Raw genomic sequence first — 25911 nt, 5'->3', positions numbered from 1 at the left:
AAGGTTCGCGAGATGTCTGCCGCATCGGTCTTCCCACAGCTCGAAGCTCTGCTCCCGCATGTGCAGAAGCCCATCCAGTACGTCGGCGGTGAGCTGAACTCCACCGTCAAGGACTGGGACAGCTGCGACGTCCGCTGGACCCTGATGTACCCCGACGCCTACGAGGTCGGGCTGCCCAACCAGGGCGTCATGATCCTCTACGAGGTACTGAACGAGCGCGAGGGCGTCCTCGCCGAGCGCACGTACAGCGTCTGGCCCGACCTCGAAGAGCTGATGCGCGAGCACAACGTGCCCCAGTTCACCGTGGACAGCCACCGCCCCGTCGGCGCCTTCGACGTCTTCGGGCTCAGCTTCTCCACCGAGCTCGGCTACACCAACATGCTCACCGCCCTGGACCTGGCGGGCATCCCGCTGGAGGCCAAGGACCGCACGGTGGACCACCCGATCGTCCTCGCGGGCGGCCACGCGGCGTTCAACCCCGAGCCGATCGCGGAGTTCATCGACTGCGCGGTCATCGGCGACGGCGAGCAGGCCGTCCTGGAGATCACCGAGATCATCCGCGCCTGGAAGGCGGAGGGCCGCCCCGGCGGCCGCGACGAGGTGCTCTTCCGGCTCTCGAAGACCGGCGGCGTCTACGTCCCGCGCTTCTACGACGTCGAATACCTCCCCGACGGCCGCATCGGCCGGGTCGTGCCCAACCGGTCCGGCGTGCCGTGGCGCGTCTCCAAGCACACCGTCATGGACCTCGACGAGTGGCCCTACCCCAAGCAGCCCCTCGTTCCCCTCGCGGAGACCGTGCACGAGCGGATGTCCGTGGAGATCTTCCGCGGCTGCACCCGCGGCTGCCGTTTCTGCCAGGCCGGCATGATCACGCGCCCCGTGCGGGAGCGAAGCATCACCGGCATCGGCGAAATGGTCGACAAGGGCCTCAAGGCGACCGGCTTCGAAGAGGTCGGCCTGCTCTCCCTCTCCTCCGCGGACCACAGCGAGATCGGTGACATCGCCAAGGGCCTCGCCGACCGCTACACCGACGACAAGGTGGGCCTCTCGCTGCCCTCCACCCGCGTCGACGCGTTCAACGTGGACCTGGCCAACGAGCTGACCCGCAACGGCCGCCGCTCCGGCCTGACCTTCGCCCCCGAGGGCGGCTCCGAGCGGATGCGCAAGGTCATCAACAAGATGGTCTCGGAGGAGGACCTGATCCGGACCGTCGCCACCGCCTACGGCAACGGCTGGCGTCAGGTGAAGCTGTACTTCATGTGCGGCCTGCCCACCGAGACCGACGAGGACGTCCTCCAGATCGGTGACATGGCGGTCAACGTCATCGCCAAGGGCCGCGAGGTCTCCGGCCAGAACGACATCCGTGCCACGGTCTCCATCGGCGGCTTCGTGCCCAAGCCGCACACGCCCTTCCAGTGGGCCCCGCAGCTGTCCGCCGAGGACACCGACGCCCGGCTGAAGAAGCTCCGGGACAAGATCCGCGGCGACAAGAAGTACGGCCGCTCCATCGGCTTCCGGTACCACGACGGCAAGCCCGGCATCGTCGAGGGCCTGCTCTCGCGCGGCGACCGGCGCGTCGGCTCCGTCATCCGCGCGGTCTACGAGTCCGGCGGCCGCTTCGACGGCTGGCGCGAACACTTCAGCTACGACCTCTGGATGAACTGCGCCGAGAAGACGCTGCCCGAGTACGGCGTCGACGTCGACTGGTACACCACCCGCGAGCGCACCTACGAGGAAGTCCTGCCCTGGGACCACCTCGACTCCGGCCTGGACAAGGACTGGCTCTGGGAGGACTGGCAGGACGCCCTCGACGAGACCGAGGTCGAGGACTGCCGCTGGACCCCCTGCTTCGACTGCGGGGTCTGCCCGCAGCTGGACCTGGACATCCAGATCGGCCCGACGGGCAAGAAGCTGCTTCCGCTGAGCGTGGTGAACAAGTAGCGCGTCCCTGACACTCCGCAGGCCCGGCCCGGCAACCCCGGACCGGGCCTGCGCGTCATGGAGAGCATGGACGCCGGGGAGCACCAGATCCTGGACCGGTACGCGCCCGACACCGGCCTGGCCAGGGTGATCAGGATCCCCGTGCGCATCGTGGTGCTGGTCGTGGTCCTGCCCGTCCGCATGGTCCGGGACCTGCTGGCCGCCGGCTGGCACCCCTCGACCGGACCCTGCTCCGCCCGCCGGGCCGGGGGCCGACCCGGCTGCTCCGGCACCTGACCGGCACACCGGTGGCCTGGGCCTACCGCACGGTGTGCACCCCGGTCGGCCCCTTCGTACGGGATGCCCTCTGGGTCCCAGCCCGACGCGCCGCCGCCGGGGCGGGCCGCGCCGCCCGCGGAGCCCCCGTCACCGCCCGCGAAACCGTGCGGCAGGCCCGCCGCGACGCGGGGCGCGCACTGGTCGGCAAGACGGCCGGCGCGCGGTCCGGGGAACCGCTGGGGGTGCCTGCGCGTACTCTGGGTAGTACAACGACTGTCCCCAGCGCGGCGCAGGCGTCCGAGACCTCCCTGCTGAGCGAGAAACTCGTCAAGCAGGGGTGAGCCGGAGCGGCACCCCGGGGACCACCCCGTATTTCGTGGGCGGCGCTCCCCAGCGCCCGCCCCGCACCGAGGAGAAGAACCACTGGGCAAGCGACAGCCCGAAGGCCCGCCGCCCGCACCGGCAGTGCAGCGCATCCGTTTGCGCTACACCAAGCGCGGCCGCCTCCGGTTCACCAGTCACCGTGACTTCCAGCGGGCCTTCGAGCGGGCACTGCGCCGCTCCGAGGTGCCGATGGCGTACTCGGCGGGCTTCACCCCGCACCCCAAGGTCTCCTACGCCAATGCCGCCCCCACCGGCACGGGCAGCGAGGCCGAGTTCCTGGAGATCGCCCTCACCGAGGCACGCGACCCCGGCCTCCTGCGCGAGCTGCTGAACAGCTCACTGCCGGACGGTCTCGACATCACCGACGCGGTGGAGGCCCGCACCTCGGGCCTCGCCGAGCGGCTGACCGCCTCCGTCTGGGAGCTGCGCCTGGACGGCGTCGATCCCGACGAGGCGCGCAGAGCCGTCGACACGTTCAACGCGGCCGAGAGCGTCGAGGTCCAGCGCAAGGCGAAGAACGGCATCCGCACCTTCGACGCCCGCTCCGCCGTCGCCGACCTGCAGGCCCTTGATCCACCGGCTGATAGGCCGGGGGACAAGCCCTGTGCGATACTGCGGCTGGTTGTTCGGCACGTGACACCTGCCGTGCGACCCGACGACGTCCTGTCCGGTCTCCGCGCTGTGGCCGACCTGGCGCCGCCTGTCCCCGCTGCGGTGACGAGGCTGGCGCAGGGGCTCTTCGACGAGGAGTCCGGCACGGTGACCGACCCGCTCGCGCCCGACCGCGAGGCCGCCCCGACCGCACATCCCGCGGTCGCAGCAGCCGTCGCGACGGCGCCGGAAGGTGCAGGTTCCGCGTAAGGCGGTCGTCGTAGCGCAGCCCTCCGACTCGGGAGCCACCTGGGTCGGGCCGCGCACTGACCCATAAGACTTTCGCCAGGCCGTCCGCAACACCGCGGACGGAACCGGCGAGCCAGACATCAGCTCCCGTGCGGCGCCCGCGCCCCGGACGAGCGGTATCGCACCACTGCGGACCGTGCCGGACCGGAAACAGACGCGGCGCCCGGGAGCGCGACGGGAGAACCGCCCGCATGCCTCAGCCGAACGAACCCGCTTCCAACGGGAACAACGAAGAGAACACCCCCGGCGACAAGCTGCCGCCGCGCCGCAGGCGCCGCGCCGCTTCCCGCCCGGCCGGCCCGCCCGGCGCGCCCGTGACCCCGGCCGCCGAGACCGCCGTCGTGGAGACCCCGGTCCCCGCGGCCCAGGAGAGCGCCCCGAGCCGGCCTCCGAGACCGCACCCCCCGCCGTACGCGCCGCCGTGCCGTGCGCAAGGCGACCGCGCCCGCAGGGGCTCCGGAGACCGCCGAGGTGGTCGCCGAAGTCGTCGAGACCCCTGCCCCGGTGGCCGAGACCCCGCTCGTGGAGTCCGCCGAGCCCGCCGAGGAAGCACCCGCCCCGCGCACCCGCCGTCGCGCGGTCCGCAAGGCGACGGCTCCGGCCGGTGCCCCGCAGGCCGCCGAGGTCGTGGAGGTTGTCGAGACCCCGGCCGAGCCCCTCGCGGAGGAGGAGCCTGTCGCGGAGGAAGAGGAGCCGGTGGCCGAGGTCGCCCCGGAGCCGCCCGCCCCGCGCCGCCGCCGCGCTTCCCGCAAGGCCACTTCGCCCGCCGGTGCCCCGCAGGCCGCCGAGGCCGCTGTCGTGGCCGAGCCGGTCGCGCCCGCCGAGCCCGTGGCCGAGCCTGTCGTGGCCGAGGCCGTTGAGCCCGCCGCTGAGGCCCCGCGTGGCCGTACCCGCCGCCGCGCCTCCGCCCCGGCCGGCACCCCGCAGGCCGCCGCGCCGGAAACCGTCACGGACGCGGTGAACGAGCCCGCGCCCGCCGCCGAAGCCCAGCCCGCCGAGGAGACCCCGGCGCCGCGCAGCCGCCGCCGTGCCTCCCGTAAGGCCACTTCGCCCGCCGGTGCCCCCCAGGTCGGCGAGACGGCCGAGCCGGTCGCCTCCACCCCCGTCGAGGAGCCCGCGGAGGCCGTCGAGGCCGTCGAGGCCGCCGAGAGCCTGCCCGCCGCCGTGGCCGAGGAGCTCGCCGCCGAGGTGGAGGAGGTCGAGGAGGCCGCACCGCGCGGACGCCAGCGCCGCCGGGCCACCGCCGCCGCCGGCCGCCCCGAGTTCACCGCCAAGACCGAGGAGCCGACCCGCAAGGGCCGCCGCGCCACGCGCCCCGCCGTCGCCGTGTTCCAGGCCCCGGTCTTCGCCGAGCCGATGTTCCAGACCCCCGAGACGGCGGCCGCCGCAGCTGCCGCGGCCGGTTCCTCCTCCGCGTACGACGAGGTCGAGGAGGCCGAGGAGCGGACCGCCGAGGCCGCACAGGCCCCCGCACCCGCCGAGGCCGCGCCGCAGGGCGGCTCGCGCCGCCGTCGCCGCCGCCGTGGTGAGGCCGCCGAGGCCGAGCAGGCCGCCGCGCCCGCCGCCCCGGTGGAGGCCCCCGCCGAGCAGCAGCCCGCCGAGGAGGCCCCCGAGGCCGAGGCGGACGAGCACGAGGGCGAGGACACCGACGAGTACGGCGACCGCCCCTCGCGCCGCCGTCGTCGCGGTGGCCGCCGTCGCCGCCGTGGCGAGGCCAGTGACGCGGACGAGGCCGAGCAGCACGCCGACGAGGCGCCCGCCCCGTCCCGCTCCGAGGACACCCGCGCCGAGGCCGAGCAGCCCCAGGACGCCGACGAGGAGGAGGACGACGACAACGACTCCTCCGCCTCCGGTTCGAGCAGCAGCCGGCGTCGCCGCCGTCGCCGTCGCCGCAGCGGTGAGGGCGCGGCCGAGGCCGACAACGGCACGGACGACCCGGAGCGTACGGTCGTCAAGGTCCGCGAGCCCCGCAAGAAGGAGGCCGAGCGCGAGCCCGGCACCGGCTTCGACGAGGTCCAGTCCATCAAGGGCTCCACTCGTATGGAGGCGAAGAAGCAGCGCCGCCGTGAGGGCCGCGAGCAGGGCCGCCGCCGCGTCCCGATCATCACCGAGGCGGAGTTCCTCGCACGCCGCGAGGCCGTGGAGCGCGTGATGGTCGTCCGCCAGAGCGGCGAGCGCACCCAGATCGGCGTCCTCGAGGACAACGTGCTCGTGGAGCACTACGTCAACAAGGAGCAGGCCACCAGCTACGTCGGCAACGTCTACCTGGGCAAGGTGCAGAACGTCCTGCCCTCCATGGAGGCCGCGTTCGTCGACATCGGCAAGGGCCGCAACGCCGTCCTGTACGCCGGTGAGGTCAACTTCGAGGCGCTCGGCATGGCCCACGGGCCGCGCCGCATCGAGACCGCCCTCAAGTCCGGCCAGTCCGTCCTGGTCCAGGTGACCAAGGACCCGATCGGCCACAAGGGCGCCCGCCTCACCAGCCAGGTCTCGCTGCCCGGCCGCTACCTCGTGTACGTGCCCGAGGGCTCCATGACCGGGATCAGCCGCAAGCTGCCCGACACCGAGCGCTCCCGCCTCAAGACCATCCTCAAGAAGATCGTCCCCGAGGACGCGGGCGTCATCGTGCGCACTGCCGCCGAGGGCGCGAGCGAGGACGAGTTGCGCCGTGACGTCGAGAGGCTCCAGGGGCAGTGGGAGGAGATCCAGAAGAAGGCGAAGGGCACCAGCGGCTCCAACGCGCCGACGCTGCTCTACGGCGAGCCGGACATGACCGTCCGGGTCGTCCGCGACATCTTCAACGAGGACTTCTCCAAGGTCATCGTCAGCGGTGACGACGCGTGGGAGACCATCCACGGTTACGTCTCGCACGTGGCGCCCGACCTCACCGAGCGGCTCTCCCGCTGGACCTCCGAGGTCGACGTCTTCGCCACGTACCGCATCGACGAGCAGCTGATGAAGGCGCTGGACCGCAAGGTCTACCTCCCCAGCGGCGGTTCGCTGGTGATCGACAAGACCGAGGCGATGGTCGTCGTCGACGTCAACACCGGCAAGTTCACCGGCCAGGGCGGCAACCTGGAGGAGACCGTCACCAGGAACAACCTGGAGGCGGCCGAGGAGATCGTGCGCCAGCTGCGGCTGCGCGACCTCGGCGGCATCGTCGTCGTCGACTTCATCGACATGGTGCTGGAGTCCAACCGGGACCTCGTGCTGCGGCGACTGCTGGAGTGCCTGGGCCGGGACCGCACCAAGCACCAGGTCGCCGAGGTCACCTCGCTCGGCCTGGTCCAGATGACCCGTAAGCGGGTGGGCCAGGGGCTGTTGGAGTCGTTCTCCGAGACCTGTGTCCACTGCAACGGGCGCGGTGTGATCGTGCACATGGAGCAGCCGACGTCCGCCGGTGGCGGTGGCGGCGGCAAGAAGTCCAAGAAGCGCGGCCGTGGCGGCGCCGGTCAGGACCACGAGCACGGCCACGACCAGGACCACGGCCACGAGGACCACACGGCCGAGCCCGTCGAGACCGAGTCCGAGGCCGAGCTGGCAGCCGAGGTCGCCGCCCCGGTGTCCCTGGCGGACCTGGAGCCGGCCGCCGACGAGGAGTTCTACAGCAGCCCCGCCGAGGCCGAGGCGGCCGCCGGTCGTGGCCGTGGCCGCCGCCGGGCATCCCGCAAGGTCTCGGCCCCGGCCGGTGCCCCGAGGACCGAGGCTCCCGCCCCGGTGGCCGAGGCGCCCGCTCCCGCCGCCGAGCCGGAGCCGGTCGCGCCGGCCGTCGACACGCCCGCGCAGGAGGCTCCCGCCGCTCAGGAAGCCCCTGCTGAGGCGGCCGAGGCCGCGCCGCAGGGCCGTACGCGTCGTCGCGCCACCCGTAAGGCGTCCGCCCCGGCGGGTTCGCCGAAGTCGGCGGAGCCGGTGCAGCCGGCCGAGCCGAGCGCCGAGCCGGTCGCCGTGGAGGACCCGGTCGTCGAGGCGCCGGCCGAGCCCGCCCCCGTACAGGAGGCGCCTGGGACGGAGGCCCCCAAGGAGGCCGCGCCGCCGCGGGCCCGTCGCCGGGCGACCCGTAAGGTCACCGCTCCGGCCGGTTCGCCCACCGGTTCCGAGGAGGCGGCGGTCGTCGTCGTGGAGTCGGCACCCGAGGCGACGGCCCCGGCGGCCGCCGCACCGGAGACCGAGGCCGTCGCGTCCGACGAAGCGGCCCCGGCGAGGAAGACGGCCCGCAAGGCCGCCGCCAAGAAGGCTCCGGCGAAGAAGGCGGTGGCCAAGAAGACGGCCGCCAAGAAGACCGCCGCGAAGAAGACGACGGCGAAGACGACCGCGAAGAAGGCGACGAAGAAGACCGTCGCCGCCGAGCAGTCGTCGCCTTCCGTGACCGCTTCGGCCTCGTCCCCCGAGGGTGAGGCGTCGGCCGGATGACGTACCGGACGCCGATTGCGTAATCGGCCGTTCATTGTCCGTGGCCCGCTCCGATACATTCGGGGCGGGCCACGTGCTTTGTTTCAGAACTGATGCAGTGACCGGTTAACGGGCCCGAAATGGGACGAGAAATCCCTGATAATGTGACGGCGGTTGCTGGGCTGTCAGGATTCTTCGCAGAAAACTACAACCGGTGACCGGCCCGGTGAACGACAGGCCGGACCAGATTCCTCGGCAGGGCGTCGGCATCGCGCCGGTGGGGTTTCGCGCGGCCTCGTAAGACGTCCCGCACCCCAAGAGCTCTGCCCTGTAACGAGCTCTTGCGGTGTTCAAGGAGGACGTCCATGACGAGCATCAACGAGCAGCCGATCCCTGCTGCCCGTCCGGTCATCGGGGAAGACGAGATCGAGGCGGCCGTACGCGTACTGCGCAGCGGCCGGGTCGTGCAGGGGCCCGAGGTCGCGGCCTTCGAGGAGGGCTTCTCCCGGCTGGTCGACGGCAGGCACTGCGTCGCCGTCAACTCGGGCACCTCGGCCCTGCACCTGCTGCTCCTGGCGCTGGGGATCGGCCCCGGCGACGAGGTCATCGTCCCCTCGTTCTCCTTCGCGGCCTCCGCCAACGCGGTCCGCCTGGTCGGCGCCGACGCGGTCTTCGCCGACATCGAGCCGGGCAGCTTCGGCCTCGACCCGGCGGCCGTCGAAGCCGCGATCACCCCGCGCACCGCCGCGATCATGCCGGTCCACCTCTACGGCCACCCGGCCGCGATGGACAAGATCATGCCGATCGCCGAGAAGCACCGGCTCGCCGTGGTCGAGGACGCCTGCCAGGCCCACACGGCGGCACTGAACGGCACCCCGGTCGGCGCGTTCGGCGCGGGCGGAACGTTCAGCTTCTACCCGACCAAGAACATGCACTCCCTCGAAGGCGGCATGGTCTCCACGGCCGACGCCGAACTCGCCCGCACCCTGCGCCTCCTGCGCAACCAGGGCATGGAGCAGCGGTACGCCAACGAGATCGTCGGCGCCAACATGCGGATGACCGACGTGAACGCGGCCGTCGGCCGTGTCCAGCTCGCCAAGGTCGAGGGCTGGACCGAGCAGCGCCGCGCCAACGCCGCCTACCTCGACGCCCACATCACCGCCCCGAGCGTCACCCTGCCGCCGGTCGCCGAGGGCGCCCGGCACATCTACCACCAGTACACCGTGCGGATCCGGGGTGACCGGGACGCCGCGATGGCCAAGCTCACCGAGGCGGGCATCGGCAACGCGGTCTACTACCCGACCCCGATCCACCGCCTCAAGCCGTACTGGGAGCCGGACCAGAAGGCGGGCCGCACCTGGGACCTGCCCCAGACCGAGAAGGCGGCCGCCGAGGTCGTCTCTCTGCCCGTCCACCCCTCGCTCACCCAGAACGACCTGGAGCGCATCGTGACCGCCGTGAACTCCCTGGGGGAGAACCTGTGACCGCCGTACTGAAGGCCGGGCTCATCGGCCTCGGCTCCATGGGCCGCCACCACGCCCGCGTCCTCGCCGGCCTGGAGGGCGTGGAACTGGTCGGCGTCGTCGACCCGATGGGCGACAAGAACGGCTGGGCGCAGGGCGCCCCCGTGCTGTCCACCGTCGAGGAGCTCATCGGCCTGGGCATCGACTACGCCGTCGTGGCCTGCCCCACCGGCCTGCACGAGGAGGTCGGCCTCCAGCTCGCCGACGCCGGTGTCTGCGCCCTGATCGAGAAGCCGCTGGCGGACACCGTCGAGGGCGCCCGCCGCCTCGTCGAGGCGTTCGAGTCCCGCGACCTGGTCGCGGGCGTCGGCCACATCGAGCGCTGCAACCCGGCCCTGCTCTCGCTCCGCGCCCGCCTGGAGGCCGGCGAGCTGGGCGACGTCTACCAGGTCGTCACCCGCCGCCAGGGCCCCTTCCCGCACCGCATCGCCGACGTCGGCGTGGTCAAGGACCTCGCCACCCACGACATCGACCTGACGGGCTGGGTCACCGGCCAGACGTACACCTCGATCGCCGCCCACACCGTCTCCAAGTCGGGCCGTCCGCACGAGGACATGGTCTCCGCCGTCGGCCAGCTCTCCGACGGCACGATGGTCAACCACCTGGTCAACTGGCTGAGCCCGCTCAAGGAGCGGTTCACCTCGGTCACCGGCGAGCGCGGCTGCTTCATCGCCGACACCCTCACCGCCGACCTCACCTTCCACTCCAACGCCGCGGTCACCACCGAATGGGAGGCGCTGCGCGCCTTCCGCGGGGTCTCCGAGGGCGACATGATCCGTTACGCCATCCCCAAGCGCGAGCCGTTGCTTGTCGAGCACGAGCTCTTCCGCGACGCTGTGCAGGGCAAGCCCGCCGACATCTGCACCTTGCGGCAGGGGCTTCGGACGGTCGAGGTGGCCGCGTCCGTCCTGGAATCCGCCACGACCGGTGTCACCGTCCGGTTCCCGGCTGTTCCGGAACAGATCCAGGGGTCGAAGAATTGACTACACCCGATGTCACGGTAGTCGTCGCTGTTTACAACACGATGCCGTATCTGACCGAATGCCTTAATTCGCTGGTGGGTCAGAGCATCGGCCTCGACCGGCTCCAGGTCGTCGCCGTCGACGACGGCTCGACCGACGACAGCGGCAAGGAACTCGACCGCTTCGCCCAGCTGTACCCGGACACCTTCACCGTCGTCCACCAGGCCAACTCCGGCGGTCCCGCGGCCCCGAGCAACCGGGCGCTGGACCTGGCCACCGGACGCTTCGTCTACTTCATCGGCTCGGACGACCACCTCGGTGAGGAGGCGCTGGAGCGCATGGTCGCCTGCGCCGACGCCAACGAGTCCGACGTGGTTGTCGGCAAGATGGTCGGCACCAACGGGCGCTATGTCCACCAGAAGCTGTACACGGGCGACCGGCCGGAGATCAGCCTCTACGACTCCGAGCTGCCCTACACGCTCGCCAACACCAAGCTCTTCCGCCGTGAGCTGGTGGAGAAGCACGGACTGCGGTTCCCCGAGGACCTGCCCGTCGGCAGCGACCAGCCGTTCACCATCGAGGCGTGCGTCCGGGCCCGCAGGATCTCCGTGCTCTCCGACTACACGTACTACTACGCGGTCAAGCGCGGCGACGCCAGCAACATCACCTACCGGGCGAACCACCTGGCCCGGCTCCGGTGCACCGCACGCATCATGGAGCACACCGCCGGACTCATCCCGCCCGGTCCCCGGCGTGACGCGGTCCTCAAGCGGCACTTCGACTGGGAGCTCTCCAAGCTCCTCCAGAAGGACTTCCCCGCACTCGACCCCGACACCCGGCGCCAGGTCTGCGAGGGCGTCGGCGCGCTGCTGGAGGCGTACTACACGGACGAGCTGCGCGCGGGTACCGGGGTCAAGCGCCGGGTCCGCTTCGGCCTCGCCCGGCGCGGCGCCGTCGACGAGCTCACCCGCGCCATCGCCGACGAGACGGCCCACGGGGCGCCGCCCTTCCTCCTGGAGGGCAAGCATGCCTTCGCGCTCTACCCGGGTTTCCGGGACCCCGCGGTCGGCCTCGACGACCACTGGTACGAGGCGCGGGAATCGGTCGCGGGCAGGCTCGCGAACGGTACGAAGCTGGAGTCGGCGGAGTGGGAGCAGAGCGGCGAGAAGCTCACCCTCGCCCTGAAGCTGCGCCTCGGCGTCTCCGGTGACACCTCGTCCGCCTTCGTCGCCCTCGCCCAAGGCGCGATGCCGAAGACCGCCGACAAGCCCGGTGCCCGCAAGCTGCCGGAGGACGCCCTGCGCCCCAAGGCGGTCGGCGAGTTCACCAGGAAGCCCGCCGAGGACGGCACGGGCACCCTGCTGGGCGCCCGCATCCCCGTCGAGTCCGTCCGGGCCAAGCGCGGCGTACGCGTCTACGTCGACGTCGCGGGCGCCACGTACGAGATCCCCGTCCGCACCGAGGGCCTGCCGATGCCGCTGGCCCGCCGGTGGGGGAGCACCACTCCCCACCGGGTCGCGGCGAGCCCCAACACCAAGGGGCGGCTCGTGATCACCACTGCCCCCCTGTGGGAACCGAAGCTTGGCGTGGGCGCACGGCTGCGCCGAGCGCTGTCCAGCTCGAAGAGGAAGTAACCCCGATGAACATCTGTGTAGTCGCGCTCGGCAAGATCGGGCTTCCGCTCGCCGTGCAGTTCGCCGCCAAGGGCCACAAGGTCATCGGCGCGGACGTCAACGAGAAGGTGGTGGAGCTGGTCAACGCGGCCACCGAGCCGTTCCCCGGCGAGCACGACCTCGACGTCAAGCTCAAGGAGACGGTCGGCGCCGGCCTGCTCTCCGCGACGACGGACACCACGGCCGCGGTCGCAGCGTCCGACGCCGTCGTGGTCGTCGTCCCGCTCTTCGTGGACGCCGAGGGCACCCCGGACTTCGGCTGGATGGACGCCGCCACCAAGGCCATCGCGGCGGGCCTGAAGCCCGGCACCCTGGTCAGCTACGAGACCACGCTGCCGGTCGGCACGACCCGTACCCGCTGGGCGCCGATGCTGGCCGAGGGCTCCGGCCTCACCCCGGGCGAGGACTTCCACCTGGTCTTCTCCCCGGAGCGCGTCCTGACCGGCCGGGTCTTCGCCGACCTGCGCCGCTACCCCAAGCTCGTCGGCGGCATCGACGAGGCGTCCGCCGCCGCGGGCGTCGCGTTCTACGAGGCCGTGCTCGACTTCGACGAGCGCGAGGACCTGCCCCGCCCCAACGGCGTCTGGGACCTCGGCACGGCGGAGGCCTCCGAGCTGGCGAAGCTCGCCGAGACCACCTACCGCGATGTCAACATCGGCCTGGCCAACCAGTTCGCCCGGTTCGCCGACCAGAACGACATCGACATCAAGAAGGTCATCGAGGCCTGCAACAGCCAGCCCTACAGCCACATCCACCAGCCCGGCATCGCCGTCGGCGGCCACTGCATCCCGATCTACCCGCGGATGTACCTGTGGAACGACCCCGAGGCGACCGTCGTCCGCTCGGCCCGTGAGGCCAACGCCGCGATGCCCGCGTACGCCGTCGACCTGCTGGCCGCCGCCTACGGCGACCTGGAGGGCGTCGGGGTCCTGGTGCTGGGCGCCGCCTACCGCGGCGGTGTCAAGGAGACGGCGTTCTCCGGTGTCTTCGGCGTCGTCGAGGCGCTCAAGGCACGCGGCGCGGTGCCGTTCGTCTCGGACCCGATGTACACCCCCGAGGAGCTGACGGCGCTGGGCCTCGTCCCGCACGACAGCCACCAGGCCGTCACCGCGGCGATCCTCCAGGCCGACCACGCCGAGTACCGCGAGCTCTCCGCCGCCGACCTGCCGGACGTCCGCGTCCTGGTCGACGGCCGCCGCACCACGGACCCGGCGAAGTGGACGGGCGTGCGCCGCGTCGTCATCGGCGGCTGAGCACATGACCTGGCTGATCACCGGCGGTGCCGGCTACATCGGGTCCCATGTCGTCAGGGAGATGGCGGACGGTCAGTCCGTCGTCGTCCTGGACGACCTGAGCACCGGCCGGGCCGAGCGGCTGCCCGAGGGCGTGCCCCTGGTCGTGGGCTCGGTCCTGGACCGGCCGCTCCTCGACCGGGTGCTGGCCGACCACTCCGTGACCGGCATCGTGCACATCGCGGGCAAGAAGCAGGTCGCGGAGTCCGTGGAGCGGCCGCTGCACTACTACCGTGAGAACGTCGACGGACTGCGCACCCTGCTGGAGGCCGCGGCGGCCGCCGGTGTCGGCCGGTTCCTGTTCTCCTCGTCGGCGGCCGTCTACGGCATGCCCGATGTCGACCTGGTGACCGAGGACACCCCCTGCCTGCCGCTCTCCCCCTACGGGGAGACCAAGCTGGCGGGGGAGTGGATGGTGACCGCCGCCGGCAGGGCGTACGGCATGGCGACAGCGTCACTGCGCTACTTCAACGTGGCCGGGGCCGCTTCGGCGGAACTGGGCGACGACGGGGTGTTCAACCTGGTGCCCATGGTCTTCGAACGGCTCACGGCCGGTGAGGCGCCGCGGGTCTTCGGCGACGACTACCCGACGCCGGACGGCACCTGCGTCCGCGACTACGTCCACGTGGAGGACATCGCCTCCGCACACGTGGCCGCCGCACACCGCCTCACCGAGGATCCCTCCGCCGCACTGGTCCTGAACATCGGGCGCGGCGAGGGTGCTTCCGTGGCCGAGATGGTCGACATCATCCTCGACGTCACCGGACACACCGGCCTTCCACCGGTCACCGGTCCACGCCGGCCGGGCGACCCGGCCCGGGTGGTCGCCGCCGTCGACGCCATCGGCAAGGAGCTGGGCTGGTCGGCCCGGCACGACATCCGCACCATGATCGAGTCGGCCTGGGAGGGCTGGCGCCTGCGGCACGGCCGGCAGTTCTCGACATGAAGTACCGCGACTCGTACCGGCCTCCGACCCGGCCGGTACGGCCAACGGCCCCCAATTCTCAGCAGAACAGGAATGACTGAAGTGCCAGGCATGGACGAGCGCAGCGGACCGCGTCCGCATTTGCTGTATTTCGCGATCGGGTTTCCGCCCGCCGCGAAGAGTTCCGCTTTTCGGATGCGGGAGACAGCGAACCAGTTCGCCGCCGCAGGCTGGGACGTCACCGTCGTCACGATCGCGGAGGAGTCCTGGCTCCGTGACTCCGGCGTGGACCATACGCTCTCGGAGTCCGTCGACAAGCGGATCAGGATCGTGGAGCTGCCGCTGTCCCGGGCCGACCTGGAGACGGACATCCGCCTGTACTCCGAGGAGCGGGCGCTGGACCCCCACAAGTGGCTGAGCAACTTCCGGGCCGAGGCGCTCAAGAGCTTCCCCGAGCCGGTGTTCGGCGGTTGGCGGAGTTCCCTGGAGACCGCAGCGCTCGACCTCTACCGCGAGCGGCCGGCCGACCTTGTCCTGGCCAGCTGTGTTCCGTACGTCCAGCTCGCCGCCGTCCGCAGGCTCTGGGAGGAACACCGGGTCCCGTACGCGGTGGACTTCCGCGACGGCTGGTCCCTGGACGTCATCGACGGTGTCGAAGCGTTCCCTAAGGACTCCGAGGCCGGACGCTGGGAATCCAGTCTGCTGGAGAACGCCCTGTCGCTCTGGGTGGTCAACGATCAGATCGCCGACTTCTACCGCGCCCGCTACCCCGAGTACGCCGAGCGGATCCACGTCGTGCGCAACGGCTACGACCGGGAGAGCGTGCCCCCGGCCGAGCTCCGTTCGCCCGCCGGGAGGAGCCTGGTCTTCGGGCACCTGGGCACAGTCAGCTTCTCCGTCCAGCTTCTGGAGTCCGTCCTGGCGGCCTGGCGCACCGCGCGCGGCCGGGAGCCGCTCCTGGCCGACGCCCGCTTCGAGGTGCGCGGACACATCGGCTCGGGCTCCAACCGCGAGGCCAACCGGCACGTCGAGGTCCTGCGTGCCGCGGCCGATGACGGTGTCGTCGTGGGCGGTGCCGTGCCCAAGGCGGAGGTCGCCGACGTGTACGCCGCCTGGGACGCACTCGTGCTCGTCATCATCGGTGGTCCGTTCATGACCTCCGGCAAGGTCTACGAGTACATGGCCACCGGCCTGCCGGTCGTCTCCATGCACGCGGCCGACCACGACGCCTCACGCCTGCTGGAGGGCCGTCCGCTGTGGACCGGCCCCCGCGGACTTGACGAGGACCTACTTGCTGACGCGTTCTGCGAAGCCGCCCGCATGGTCGTCGAGGCTTCGCCCGAGGAACGCGCCGCCGCCCGTGACCACGGAACGGGCTACGCCCGTGATTCCCTGATGGCAACCGCCGTACAGGGGCTGACCGCACTGGCGCTCGCCCAGAAGCCCGTACTTTCCGGAGGATCGGGGTCATGACCGACGTACTGATGATCACGGGCTCCACGCCCAGGCCGACCGTCCTCGCCGCGGCGGTGGACAAGTTCCAGAAGCTCGGCGCCTGCGTCCACCTCGTCGGCAACTTCAAGGTGGCGGAAATCGACGCCGACCTCGGGTGGGCCGGCGTGCACAAGGTGCCCGCCCGTGCTTCGACCGACAAGCACATCCAGCGCAAGACAGACGCGATGCGATTCCCCGAGCGGCTGTGGTTCCACCTGGAGCATGACCGGGCCGCTCGTGCGGCCGTGCGCTCGGCCGACCTGGTCGTGGCGCTCGACAACCGCGCCGTGTACAGCGCGTGGCGCATCTCCCAGTTCCGGCGCCACCCCGACGTGTGCTTCGGTATCGCCGCAGGTCTCCGTGCTCTGGAGAAACGACGTGAGTCGGGCGAGGGACACCTGCCCGAGCACGTCCCCGGCCCCATCACCGTGGCCACCGACGGACTGCGGCGCCGTATCCGCACCTTGCCGGCGGATCTGTTGCGCAACGCCACCGGACCGTTGACCCTGCGCAGCCGCGTCGGCGCCCGCGCCTGGCGCGCGGCCGTCTCGGCTCCGGGCATCCCGGACACGCTGCGTGTGACGGCCACGGAACAGGTTATCCAGGGCATGTGGCTGGCCGGGCGCCAGTCGGGGGCACTCGTCACGGCCCGTGCGGCCGCCGAGAAACTCGCGGACCCGGCGATAAAGGCCCGGCTGCTGGACGAGGTGGCGAGCAGGGTCATCAAGAACGGTCGCACTCCCGACAACCTCACCGAGGCGGTCACGGCCTATCTCGACCTGGCTGACGCGAAGCTCGTGTCTGGTGACCGGCCCGCGGCTGCCGACGCCCTGTTGCACGCCACGAAGCTGGCTTTTCACCGGGTCGTCCACATCGACCAGCTCAGCAGTCCGCTGGCCGCGGACCCGGCCGGATTCACCGCCCCTTTCCGGAAATCCACGGCGGCTTCCGCCGTGGTCCGGCCGAAGGGCCGGCTGACCCCGGCGGCCGCCCCGCCGAAGGACAGGCCGCTGCGGCTGCTCGTCGCCACGACCTCCAACGCGAACTTCCTGCACCTCATCCGGTCACACTACGAAGCCAATCCGGATGTCGAGTTGCGTTTCCTCGACATGGCGGAGCACCCGGGCATGAAGCGGCTCAACGGCGCGACGCAGCGCCACGTCGAGTACCGCCTGGGAGGCGATCCGCTCTTCGCGCATGGCGTGGAGCAACAGCTGCGGCCTTATCTGGACTGGGCCGACACCGTGTTCGTGGACTGGTGTGTGGCTCCCGCTGCTCTGTTCACCGTGATCGACCCGGGCGACACCCGGATCATCGTCCGGCTGCACAGCTACGAGGCCTTCACCCGGTGGCCCCACGTGATGGACTTCTCGCGCGTCGACGACCTGGTGTTCGTCGCCGATCACATCCGGGACCTGTCGTTGGCGGCCATTCCCGGGCTCAGCGGCGAGCGGACGCCCCGTACCCATGTGATCGACAACGGTATGGATCTGGCCAACTTCCGGCGTACGAAGGATCCGTCCACCCGCTTCAATCTCGGTCTGGTCGGCATCGGTCAGGTGGCGAAGGACCCGCTCTGGGCTCTACAGGTCCTGCAGCTGTTGCGTGAGCGGGACGAGCGCTACCGTCTGTTCGTGATCGGCGGGGAGATGGGCCGGCCGAGCAATGCGGCCAAAGCGTACGCACGGAAGCTGGAGAAGGCGCTCAAGCGGCTCACCGAAGAGGGGGCTGTCGTACAGGTCGGTTCCACCGATGACGTCCCCGGGGCGCTGGAGGATGTTGGCGTCATCCTCAGTACGTCGGTACGCGAGGGCTGCCATGTGGGCCTCATGGAGGGGGCGGCCAGTGGCGCCGCACCCGTCGTTCGCGACTGGCCGTTCTTCGCCGGCGGCGAGCACGGGGCGGGAACGCTTTATCCGGCCGAGTGGGTCGTGGGGACCGTCGAGGAGGCGGTTGAGCGGGTGCTGTCCCTCACGGCTTCCGACGAGAGCTGGCGCAACGCTGGGAAGATGGCCACCGAGCACGCGCTGACCACCTGGGACTGGCCGGTCGTCCGGCTCGACTTCGACCGGCTGCTGTTCGGCCGCTGAGGCCCCCGACGCACCGAGGGCCGGGACCCGTTTCATCAACGGGCCCCGGCCCTCATCGTTTCCTGCCAGGCCGGGAGCGGAGCCGGATGGGAGAGAAACCGGCGTCAGCGCTCGGACAGCGCCCCGTCCTTCTCCTCGTACACCTCACCGCTCTGCGGGCACTCCCACACACCCGGCTCACCCTCACGCGCCACTAGGCGTACGCCGCTGCGGCCCACCCAGCCGATCTGCCGGGCCGGTACGCCGACGACCAGGGCGAAGTCCGGGACGTCCTTGGTCACCACGGCCCCCGCCGCGACCATCGCCCACCGGCCGATCCGCACCGGTGCGACACAGACCGACCGCGCACCGAGCGAGGCGCCCTCGGCGACCTTGACGCCCACGGCCTCCCAGTCACCGCCGCGCTTCTGCGTGCCGTCAGGGGCCACCGAACGCGGGTTGTGGTCGTTGGTGAGGACCACCGCCGGGCCGACGAAGACTCCGTCGCCCAGCTCGGCGGGCTCGTAGACGAGGGCGTAGTTCTGCAGCTTGACGTTGTCGCCGATGCGCACGCCGGTACCGACGTACGCACCGCGGCCGACGACGCAGCCCTCGCCGAGCTTCGCCCCCTCACGGATCTGCGCCAGCTCCCAGACGCTGCTGCCTGCCCCGATCTCGGCGGTCTCGTCGACCTGGGCGGTGGGCTGGACCCTGTTGTTCACGGCATGCCTTTCGGAGAGCTGATGCGCCTCGAAAGCATAAGGGTGTCCGGCCCACCGCCCCGCGTGCGGGACCGGTCGGTCAGACGACGCTGCCGGTCCAGTGCTTCACCGGCGCCTTGATGCCGGTGCCGGTGCTGATGAAGGAGAACAGCGAGTCGATCCGCCGGCCGTCGGGGGAGGTGCCGGTGCGGTAGAGGACGCCGACATCGGACTTGCCGTCCTTGTCGAAGTCACCGGACACGGGCTGGCCGGCCGCCCAGGAGAATGACCCGGTGCTGGTCCACACCTCGCGGGGTGCGCCGAAGTCGGTGCCGTTGCTCGTGAAGGTGAAGAGCGCGGACTGGTGCACGCCCGCCTCCGTCGTGCCCCGGTTGTAGAGGACGGCGACGTCGTCCCGGCCGTCCCCGCTGTAGTCGCCGGAGGTCAGCTTGGTGGCGTTCCAGTTGAAGGAGCCGGTGCTGGTCCAGGACTTGCGCGGGTTGTCGAAGGCGGTCCCGTTGCTGTTGAACGTGTAGAGCGACGAGATGAACTTGCCGTCGGCCGACCTGCCGCCGTTGTAGAGGACGGCGACGTCGTCCTTGCCGTCCTTGTTGTAGTCGCCCGAGGTCACCTGGCCGGCCGACCAGGTGAAGCCGCCGGTGCTGGTCCAGGTCTTGCGCGGGTTGGCGAATCCGGTTCCGGTGCTGTTGAACGTGTAGAGCGAGGACACCTGGCCGGTCTCGGACGAGCCCCCGTCGTAGAGGACGGCGATGTCGTCCTTGCCGTCACCGTTGTAGTCGCCCGAGGTGACCTTGCTCTTGCTCCAGGTGAAGCCACCGGGCGTGGTCCAGGTCTGCTTCGGAGCGCTGAAGCCGGATCCGGTGCTGGTGAAGGTGTAGATCGAGGAGACCTGGCCGGTGTCGGAGGAGCCGCTGTCGTAGAAGACGGCGATGTCGTCCTTGCCGTCACCGTCGAAGTCTCCGGAGGTCAGCTGGCTCTTGCTCCAGGTGAAGCCACCCGGGGTGGACCAAACGTTCTTCGGTGCGGCGAAGCCGGTGCCGTTGCTGTAGAAGGCGAACAGCGAGGCCCTGTTCTTGCCCTCGACGGAGGTGCCGTTGTCGTAGAAGGCGGCGATGTCCTCGCGGCCGTCGCCGTTGAAGTCGCCGGAGGCGACCTGGGAGCCCTGCGGCAGGCCGCGGACCTGGGTCACCCAGTCGGTGATGTCGTCGGTACGGGTCTCCACGGCTCCGCCGCGGGTCTCGTCGGAGTTGAAGCAGCCGGCCTGCCAGGAGGCGCTGTGGACAGCGGCCAGCAGAACTCTCCCGTCCTGCTCACGCAGTGCGGGACCGCCCGCGTCACCCTTGCAGATCGCCCCGCCCGCACGCTCGACCGCGACAGTCGTCGAACCGGTCGCGCTCACCGCGAAAGTGCCCGCGTGCAGCCGGTCGGGAACCCAGGACGTCGCCGTACGCCCGTAACCCACCGCCCGCAGGCTCTCGCCCGCCACCGGAGCGGAGTCCGCGAGCAACACCGAAGCGATGTCGGTGACCGGCTGTGCCAGCTTCGCCATCACCAGATCACGATCCGTACGCGAGACCAGCTCGGTGACCTGGACGACCTTGCCACCCGTACCCGTCAGGTTCGTACGGCCGATCGTCGCAGTGGTCTTCAACGCCGGAGCACCCGCCGGAAGAGGGAACGCGGCCTGCCCTGCCCCCGCGAAGCAACTGCTCGCGGTCAGAACCCACTGGGCATCGACCAGAGAACCGGTACAGGCGCGCTTCGCATCGCCCTCACCGATGTCCAGCTTCGCGGTGAACGCGTACGAGCCGTTGGCGACCGGGTCACCGACCACGGCCTGCGCCGGGGAAGTAGCGGTCAACGCACCCGCTGCGGCGACAACCGCGAGCAGAGCTGTGCCCCGCACACGGCGGGTAGAGTGGATGTTCACATGTGTTCCTTGGCAGGTTGAGCTGAGGGGGCAGTGGGACTCGTTTGGCGGGCGTGGTCAGCGTGTTGGTGTCCTGAATCAGACGTTGCGCCGGGGGCAGAGCGGGTGCGTTCCACAGTGATCAGCAAACTGCTTTCGCTCAGGGGTTGGCTCAGCACGGAGATGTCTCTGAGGGTGCTGGAGAGCACGTGGATGCCCTACCGGTCTGGTATCAACCAGTGATGCGAATCTCGACGAGTGCCGAACGCTGACCTGTGTCACCGGCTTCGCCGACTGACGTAAGGTCGTCGGCCGGGGCATTGACGACGGTCTTCCTGCCCTCGGCGGTCAGGGTGGCCCTGACGGGGTGGTCCTGAGTCCAAATGTTGAAGGTGTCGGGTAGCTCGAGGGTCAAGTAGCCGGACTTGGAGCTGGCATTGAAGCAGTAGACGCCCTTGCGTGCCTCGATCGCGATGTTCGAGCCGTCGACGCATTCATCGAGGCTGGTCACATCGGTGAGCCAGATGTGTCCGTCCCCGCGCTTAAGGGTGATTCCGCGCTCCTGGAGCAGTCTTGCGGCGCCAGGGTGGATGAAGTCCTCGACCACGAGGGGTACTTCGTCGGCAGACACGGCGGCCCGCTCGGCGCCGGGTGCCGTCCTTGGGAGGGCCAGTGCGGTGGCGCCGATGCCCAGCACAAGGGCAGCCGTCAAACCGGCAAGAAGAGTCTTTCGGGCGGGGGTTGTCGACATGGATTCCTCGCATGAGATGGCATGTGAAGCAAATGTGACCACAAGGTAATCACGCTGATGATCTCATGTAAAGCTCATGTAATGTCCATGAGTGTGCACCCCCTGGCGCCCGCCCCTGCGGGAGTGGTTCCGCGCGCGGTGCGTCAACTCTTTTGGTGACGTTGGGACTTCATGCCCCATCATGCTTTGATGGCGATGATGGATGACTAGAGGATATAAATGAAGAATTTCTTGCTCTTCCGGCGAAGAGAGAGGAAGCGCGCATCCCGTAGAGGAGGGGCGCTAAGTTCTTCGGTCAGCCGGGCCACCTGTGCCAGCCTGGTCTCGGCCGTACTCGCGGCTACGCTTCTCGGGTCGCCCCAGGCCATTGCGTCCGACGAAGCTCAGCCGGTGACGGACCGTGGCTTGGTCGTGAGCTACTGGCTGGACGCTGGTGCGGGCATCAGGGAGGCTGCCGAGAAAGCCCTTTTGGGTACGGACGATGACATCCGGGCCTTCCTTACGGATGCCCCTGCCATTCAGCGGATTGATGACCGCGTGGATGTCTCGCGCGTGGTGAATGCCGGTGGCCCGGCGGTGCGGGATGCCGCAATGGCCGCGCTGAAGGGTAGTCAGCAGGATGTAGAGACGTTCTTGGACGCAGGCTGGAAGGCCTGGTTCGAGCAGGACCAACGGGTGGAGGCCAGCCGGGTCGTGAACTTCGGTGGTCCCGGTGTCCAGGATGCAGGAAAGGCTGCGCTGCTGGGCACACCGGAGGATGTCAAGCAGTTCCTGGAGGTCGGTCAGTACGAGGCTCAGGAGACTGACGATCGCGTCGAGGTCTCGAAGCTCCACAGTTCCGGTGGCACGAATGTGAAGGCGGCTGCCAAGCTTGCACTCCGGGGCACTGCAGATGACATTGTGGAGTTCCTGGAGGTCGGGCAGTTCGTCGCGCGCAACCGTGACCAGGAGCACGCCACGATTGCGCAGCTGACCAAGCAGGCAGAGAAGGCCGGCCAGCAGGCCGAGCAGGCGAAGGACAAGGCTGAGGAAGCGAAGGAGAAAGCCAAAGCGGCTTCGGAGCTCGCTCGGACGGCTGCGGAGGAGGCCGCCAGGGAGACTGAGGCCGCCAAGGACGATGCCACTCGCGCGACCGTGAAAGCCCTACAAGCCGCAGACGCAGCCCGTGCAGCGGCGGCCGCCGCACAGCAGGCGATCAGCGCGGCCAACGCGGCCAATGCGGCGGCGCGCCGGGCGGCACTGGCCGCAGCGCAGACTGCGAGCGCTGCGGCCGCGGCCGCAGCTGCGGCCGGCCGGGCGTCGAATGCCGCTTACGCCGCCAGTCAGGACAAGGGCAAGGCGCAGGCAGCCCGGGACCAGGCTGCCGAGGCGCGCAAGGCGGGGGAGCTGGCGAAGAGGTCCGCCAAGGCCGCAGAACAGGCCGCTAAGGCGTCCCTGGCTGCCGCAGATGCAGTTGTTGCCTCGCGTAATGCGATCATGAACGCCGACAAGGCGGCCGATGCAGCTGATCAAGCCGCTACCAACGCGACCGCCGCTGGAGGCTCCGCAGCCGAGGCACGGGCGGCTGCGGCGGAGACCCGCCGTCACGCCAAAGAGGCAAACCGGGCGGCCGCCGCTGCGGAGAATCTGGCCCGTAAGTCGGCCACGGCCGCAGCTGAGGCTCGAGACGCGGCCAATTCGGCTGCCACGCATGCGGAGAACGCCGCTGTTGCGGCGGACAGGGCTGCTGAACACGCCGGCGAGGCGTCCGATCAAGCGGCGGAGGCCAAGAAGCATGCTGCCGCTGCCAAGACTGCCGCCGGCTCCGCCACCAAGGCAGTGGCGACCGCGCAGAAGACCTTCAACGTCGCACGGGAGACCGAGGCCGAGGACCTGGCCACTCGCACGAACGCGGGCGTTGAGACGGCTCTGACGCAGAGGGCCACCACCGAAGCCTTCACCGTCGAGGTCGCGAAGTCCGTTGTCGAGGGCAAGGCGATCGAGAACGACACCAAGGCGCTGGCCGTCGACGTGGACAAGCTCGGTGCCGACAAGGCCGTTATCGCCGCAAAGGGGCGCGCGCTGGCGTTGCGTGCACTGAAGCACTTTGGGTCGTGGCGCCAGGACGCTGCTGCTCAGGCGCTGTCCGGTACTGACGCAGATGTGATCGAGTATCTGAAGACCGGCTGGGCCAAGGCGGCCACTGATGAGACACGTCAGCAGGTCTCCAACCTCGCGTCATCCAGTCCTTACGAGACTGTGCGCGCTGCGGCGGCCGAAGCGCTCGAGGGTACCGACCAGCAGATCCTCGACTTCTACACCACCGGCCAGCACCGGACAGCCAACGCCGACTACAGGATCGCGGTCTCCAAGCTCTCCAACGACGGTGGCCCGGGAGTCAAGGAAGCCGCAAAGAAGGCTCTTGAGGATGGCAGTGCTCAGGCACTGCTTGGGTTCCTCAACAGCGGCCAGTACGAGGCCCGCCAGGCCGACGAGCGGGTGACCACGAGCAAGGCGTACAACGATGGTGGTCCCGAGGCGAAGTCTGCGGCCAAGATCGCGCTGGCGGGTTCCGCGAACGAGGTCCGTACATTCGTCCAGACCGGCCAGTACATGGCCCACCGCAAGGACCAGCTCGCCAGCAACCACATGGCCCAGGTCGAACGCCTCATCGCCGAAGGGCAGAGCATCGCGGCCAACGCCCGCAAGAACAGCCATCTTGCCGCGCAGATCGCCGCCGATGCCGTCGGCGCCGCAGCCGACGCCGAGAAGGCCAGGAACGCCGCAGCACAAAGTGCCACGGAAGCCCGAGGCTACGCGTCCGAGGCAAACAAGGCCGCAGACCGAGCCGAGGCCAGCGCCACTAAGGCCAAAGCCTCCGCCAGCAATGCACGTGCTGCCGCCGATCGCGCCAGCCAGGACGCGGCCGCCGCAGAAGAATCTGCAGATCAAGCCGAATTCTCGGCGCAGTACGCACGCAACTCGGCACGCGAGGCGAAGGAATCAGCTGAGGGAGCACGGCAGTCTGCACTTGACGCGGGAAAGAGCAAGGATGAAGCCGACGCCCTGGCAAGCGCCGCATGGAAGGATGTGGCGGTCAAACGAGAAGCGGAAGAAGCCGAGATGCGGCGTGAAGCCGCAGAGCTCCGCAAGCGTCTAAGGAATCAGGAAAACAAGCCTAAGTGTTATATATCGATTAATCGGGACAGTCTTCCTCCCTGTGCCCTGGCCGGCCATGAGTTGGTCTTCCCGACGATTGATCCGGCGATGAAGGAGATCGTATGGGAAGTTCTCGGCTTGAACGATGCCAAGGACTGTGCCAAAGACCCCAGCCTCGGCAAATGTGCGATCGCTGCGATGGCGTTCCTGCCAGTTGGCAAAATTAAATCTCTGAAGAGCCTGGAGAAGATCGACGACATCGTCGAGGCCACACGGGTAGGGAAGCTCGCGAAATGCGTCAAGCCGCAGAGCCGCAGTCTGACGCGTAGCGCACCTGGGGGGCCATGTGTTCCATGGATCTCCGGCAAGCTGCCTGCTGCTGAGGAAGCCGGACTCAAGGACACCTTGGCGCACATCGATGCCGGAACGGTACCGGGCGGGCCTACGGCGACGAAGTGGGGAACCCAGTTCAAGAATTGGGCGGGTGACCTGCCTGGTACCAAAGGGAAGAATTCTCCTTATGAGGAGTACCGCGTGGCCAATCCGTACGGAAGTGGTGCCGGGGCGTTGAGGGTGGTCAAGGACAAACTGACCGGCGAGACCTACTACACATGGACACACTATGGAGATGCTGGAAATCCTCCCTTCGTGCGGGTTCGGTGATTTCCATGAATAGTGAGTTCGCGATCGTGTTGCACGATGAGGTGGCCGGCATCCTTGAGACGGCCAAAAGTCACAACACGCCAACCTTGACCCTGTCGACCGGCGGAAGAGTGGACAGGCAGACATTTATTGCCGCTGTACGCGAGTCGCTTCCCCTTGACCCCCCCCTGGAGAGCTCACGGAGCTGGGATGCTCTCTCCGACTCTCTCTGGGAGGGTCTCCACAGGCTGAAAGCTCCCCGCCTGGTTCTCGTATGGACCGACGCGGGCACTGCTGAAGGTCACGAGCAGGACTTCCAAATCGCACTGTGGGTTCTGTGCGATCTAGTGGAAGGCCTGGCCGATGCCGAAGCGACAGTCGGAGAACCCACACAACTGTCGATCTATGTGGCAGTCTCCGCAGAGACCGAACTGGTCGCTCGACATTTGCTCCAGCAGAGATACGCATAGCATTTCGGCAATATCACCGTTGGTATGGGGTACGGCTCACGTAAGTGTGAGCCGTACCCCATACCGTTAGGATGACGCACATACAGGATATGCGGGAATGTTATGTCGCGATGGTATGTGTAGGCTGAGCATTTTTAACTCTATGGCTTCCCAGTACCCCAGCAGTACTTCGTGATCTTCATGTCTGATCGGCGGCTTGCCGGTGGTAATGGCTGGTTCTGGATCGGGCCTGGTGGCGGCGCCGCCAGAGGGACCAGCGCAGCCGGTGGACCGCATCAGGCACAGGTCCAAAGAGCGCCGTGAACAGCCGCTGGATCTCGTTGCAGGTGAGCGGGATCAACCCGTCCGGAGCGGGATGGCGGGCATGTTCTGTGGCACGGGTGACCGCCAGGAAGGCGTGCGCGAGCATGCCCAGGGTGACCCGGCGCGACCAGGAGGTGAAGCGGCGGACCTGGTGCTCGTCCAGTCC

At 69.5% G+C, this 25911-nt stretch carries 15 protein-coding genes and 1 pseudogene; 13 read left to right on the top strand and 3 right to left on the bottom strand.

Going from position 1 to position 25911, the window contains the following annotated elements:
* Positions 1–12 precede the first annotated feature (12 nt).
* The 11 genes and pseudogenes from D6270_RS10225 to D6270_RS10175 all read left to right on the top strand — a co-directional run bounded on the left by D6270_RS10225 (position 13) and on the right by D6270_RS10175 (position 17831).
* Positions 13–1941 (top strand): TIGR03960 family B12-binding radical SAM protein, encoded by a 1929-nt coding sequence (locus tag D6270_RS10225; protein WP_109165704.1) that lies wholly within the window; start codon positions 13–15, stop codon positions 1939–1941.
* Positions 1942–1998: 57 nt separating this feature from the next.
* Positions 1999–2217: a hypothetical protein gene (locus tag D6270_RS32935; protein ID WP_225976820.1), complete on the top strand. Its 219-nt coding sequence runs from the start codon at positions 1999–2001 to the stop codon at positions 2215–2217.
* 447 nt (positions 2218–2664) lie between these two features.
* Positions 2665–3444 (top strand): TIGR03936 family radical SAM-associated protein, encoded by a 780-nt coding sequence (locus D6270_RS10215; RefSeq protein WP_109165705.1) that lies wholly within the window; start codon positions 2665–2667, stop codon positions 3442–3444.
* Between the two features lie 230 nt (positions 3445–3674).
* Positions 3675–7893 (top strand): annotated as a pseudogene (locus tag D6270_RS10210) (Rne/Rng family ribonuclease).
* Between the two features lie 344 nt (positions 7894–8237).
* The gene (locus tag D6270_RS10205; RefSeq protein WP_109165707.1) at positions 8238–9356 is read left to right on the top strand and encodes a DegT/DnrJ/EryC1/StrS family aminotransferase; all 1119 of its coding nucleotides are present in this window, start codon (positions 8238–8240) and stop codon (positions 9354–9356) included.
* Entirely contained in the window at positions 9353–10378 is a 1026-nt protein-coding gene (locus D6270_RS10200; RefSeq protein ID WP_109165708.1) for a Gfo/Idh/MocA family protein, read from the top strand. The genes D6270_RS10205 and D6270_RS10200 overlap by 4 nt, the downstream gene beginning before the upstream one ends.
* On the top strand, positions 10375–11991 hold the full coding sequence (locus D6270_RS10195) for a glycosyltransferase family 2 protein (protein ID WP_109165709.1): 1617 nt from the start codon (positions 10375–10377) through the stop codon (positions 11989–11991). Before D6270_RS10200 ends, D6270_RS10195 begins: the two co-directional genes overlap by 4 nt.
* A 5-nt stretch (positions 11992–11996) precedes the next feature.
* Positions 11997–13283 carry a nucleotide sugar dehydrogenase gene (locus D6270_RS10190; RefSeq protein WP_109165710.1) on the top strand — a complete coding sequence of 429 codons (1287 nt, stop codon included), beginning with the start codon at positions 11997–11999 and terminating at the stop codon, positions 13281–13283.
* A 4-nt stretch (positions 13284–13287) separates the two neighbouring features.
* On the top strand, positions 13288–14268 hold the full coding sequence (gene galE, locus D6270_RS10185; protein WP_109165711.1) for a UDP-glucose 4-epimerase GalE: 981 nt from the start codon (positions 13288–13290) through the stop codon (positions 14266–14268).
* A gap of 174 nt (positions 14269–14442) precedes the next feature.
* On the top strand, positions 14443–15720 hold the full coding sequence (locus D6270_RS10180) for a glycosyltransferase (protein WP_239476887.1): 1278 nt from the start codon (positions 14443–14445) through the stop codon (positions 15718–15720).
* A complete protein-coding gene (locus D6270_RS10175) occupies positions 15717–17831 on the top strand; it encodes a glycosyltransferase (protein ID WP_109165713.1) in 2115 nt (704 codons plus the stop codon). Before D6270_RS10180 ends, D6270_RS10175 begins: the two co-directional genes overlap by 4 nt.
* Positions 17832–17935: 104 nt before the next feature.
* Here D6270_RS10175 and D6270_RS10170 read toward each other — a convergent pair whose 3' ends face one another.
* From D6270_RS10170 to D6270_RS10160, 3 genes are all read right to left on the bottom strand, one after another.
* The gene (locus D6270_RS10170; RefSeq protein ID WP_109165714.1) at positions 17936–18532 is read right to left on the bottom strand and encodes an acyltransferase; all 597 of its coding nucleotides are present in this window, start codon (positions 18530–18532) and stop codon (positions 17936–17938) included.
* A gap of 79 nt (positions 18533–18611) precedes the next feature.
* Positions 18612–20462, bottom strand: a complete 1851-nt coding sequence (locus D6270_RS10165) for an FG-GAP-like repeat-containing protein (protein WP_109165715.1) — start codon at positions 20460–20462, stop codon at positions 18612–18614.
* Positions 20463–20673: 211 nt separating this feature from the next.
* Positions 20674–21192 (bottom strand): hypothetical protein, encoded by a 519-nt coding sequence (locus D6270_RS10160; RefSeq protein WP_109165716.1) that lies wholly within the window; start codon positions 21190–21192, stop codon positions 20674–20676.
* Between the two features lie 411 nt (positions 21193–21603).
* On the opposite strand from D6270_RS10160, the gene D6270_RS10155 reads away from it, so the two are divergent.
* Together D6270_RS10155 and D6270_RS33945 are read left to right on the top strand one after the other, a co-directional pair.
* On the top strand, positions 21604–24993 hold the full coding sequence (locus D6270_RS10155; RefSeq protein ID WP_158650496.1) for a ribonuclease domain-containing protein: 3390 nt from the start codon (positions 21604–21606) through the stop codon (positions 24991–24993).
* The gene (locus tag D6270_RS33945) at positions 24942–25442 is read left to right on the top strand and encodes a barstar family protein (RefSeq protein WP_109165718.1); all 501 of its coding nucleotides are present in this window, start codon (positions 24942–24944) and stop codon (positions 25440–25442) included. Before D6270_RS10155 ends, D6270_RS33945 begins: the two co-directional genes overlap by 52 nt.
* The last annotated feature ends 469 nt before the right edge of the window (positions 25443–25911 follow it).

Source organism: Streptomyces griseus subsp. griseus (assembly GCF_003610995.1).
Lineage (GTDB): Bacteria > Actinomycetota > Actinomycetes > Streptomycetales > Streptomycetaceae > Streptomyces.
This window is presented reverse-complemented; position numbering and strand designations above follow the sequence as displayed.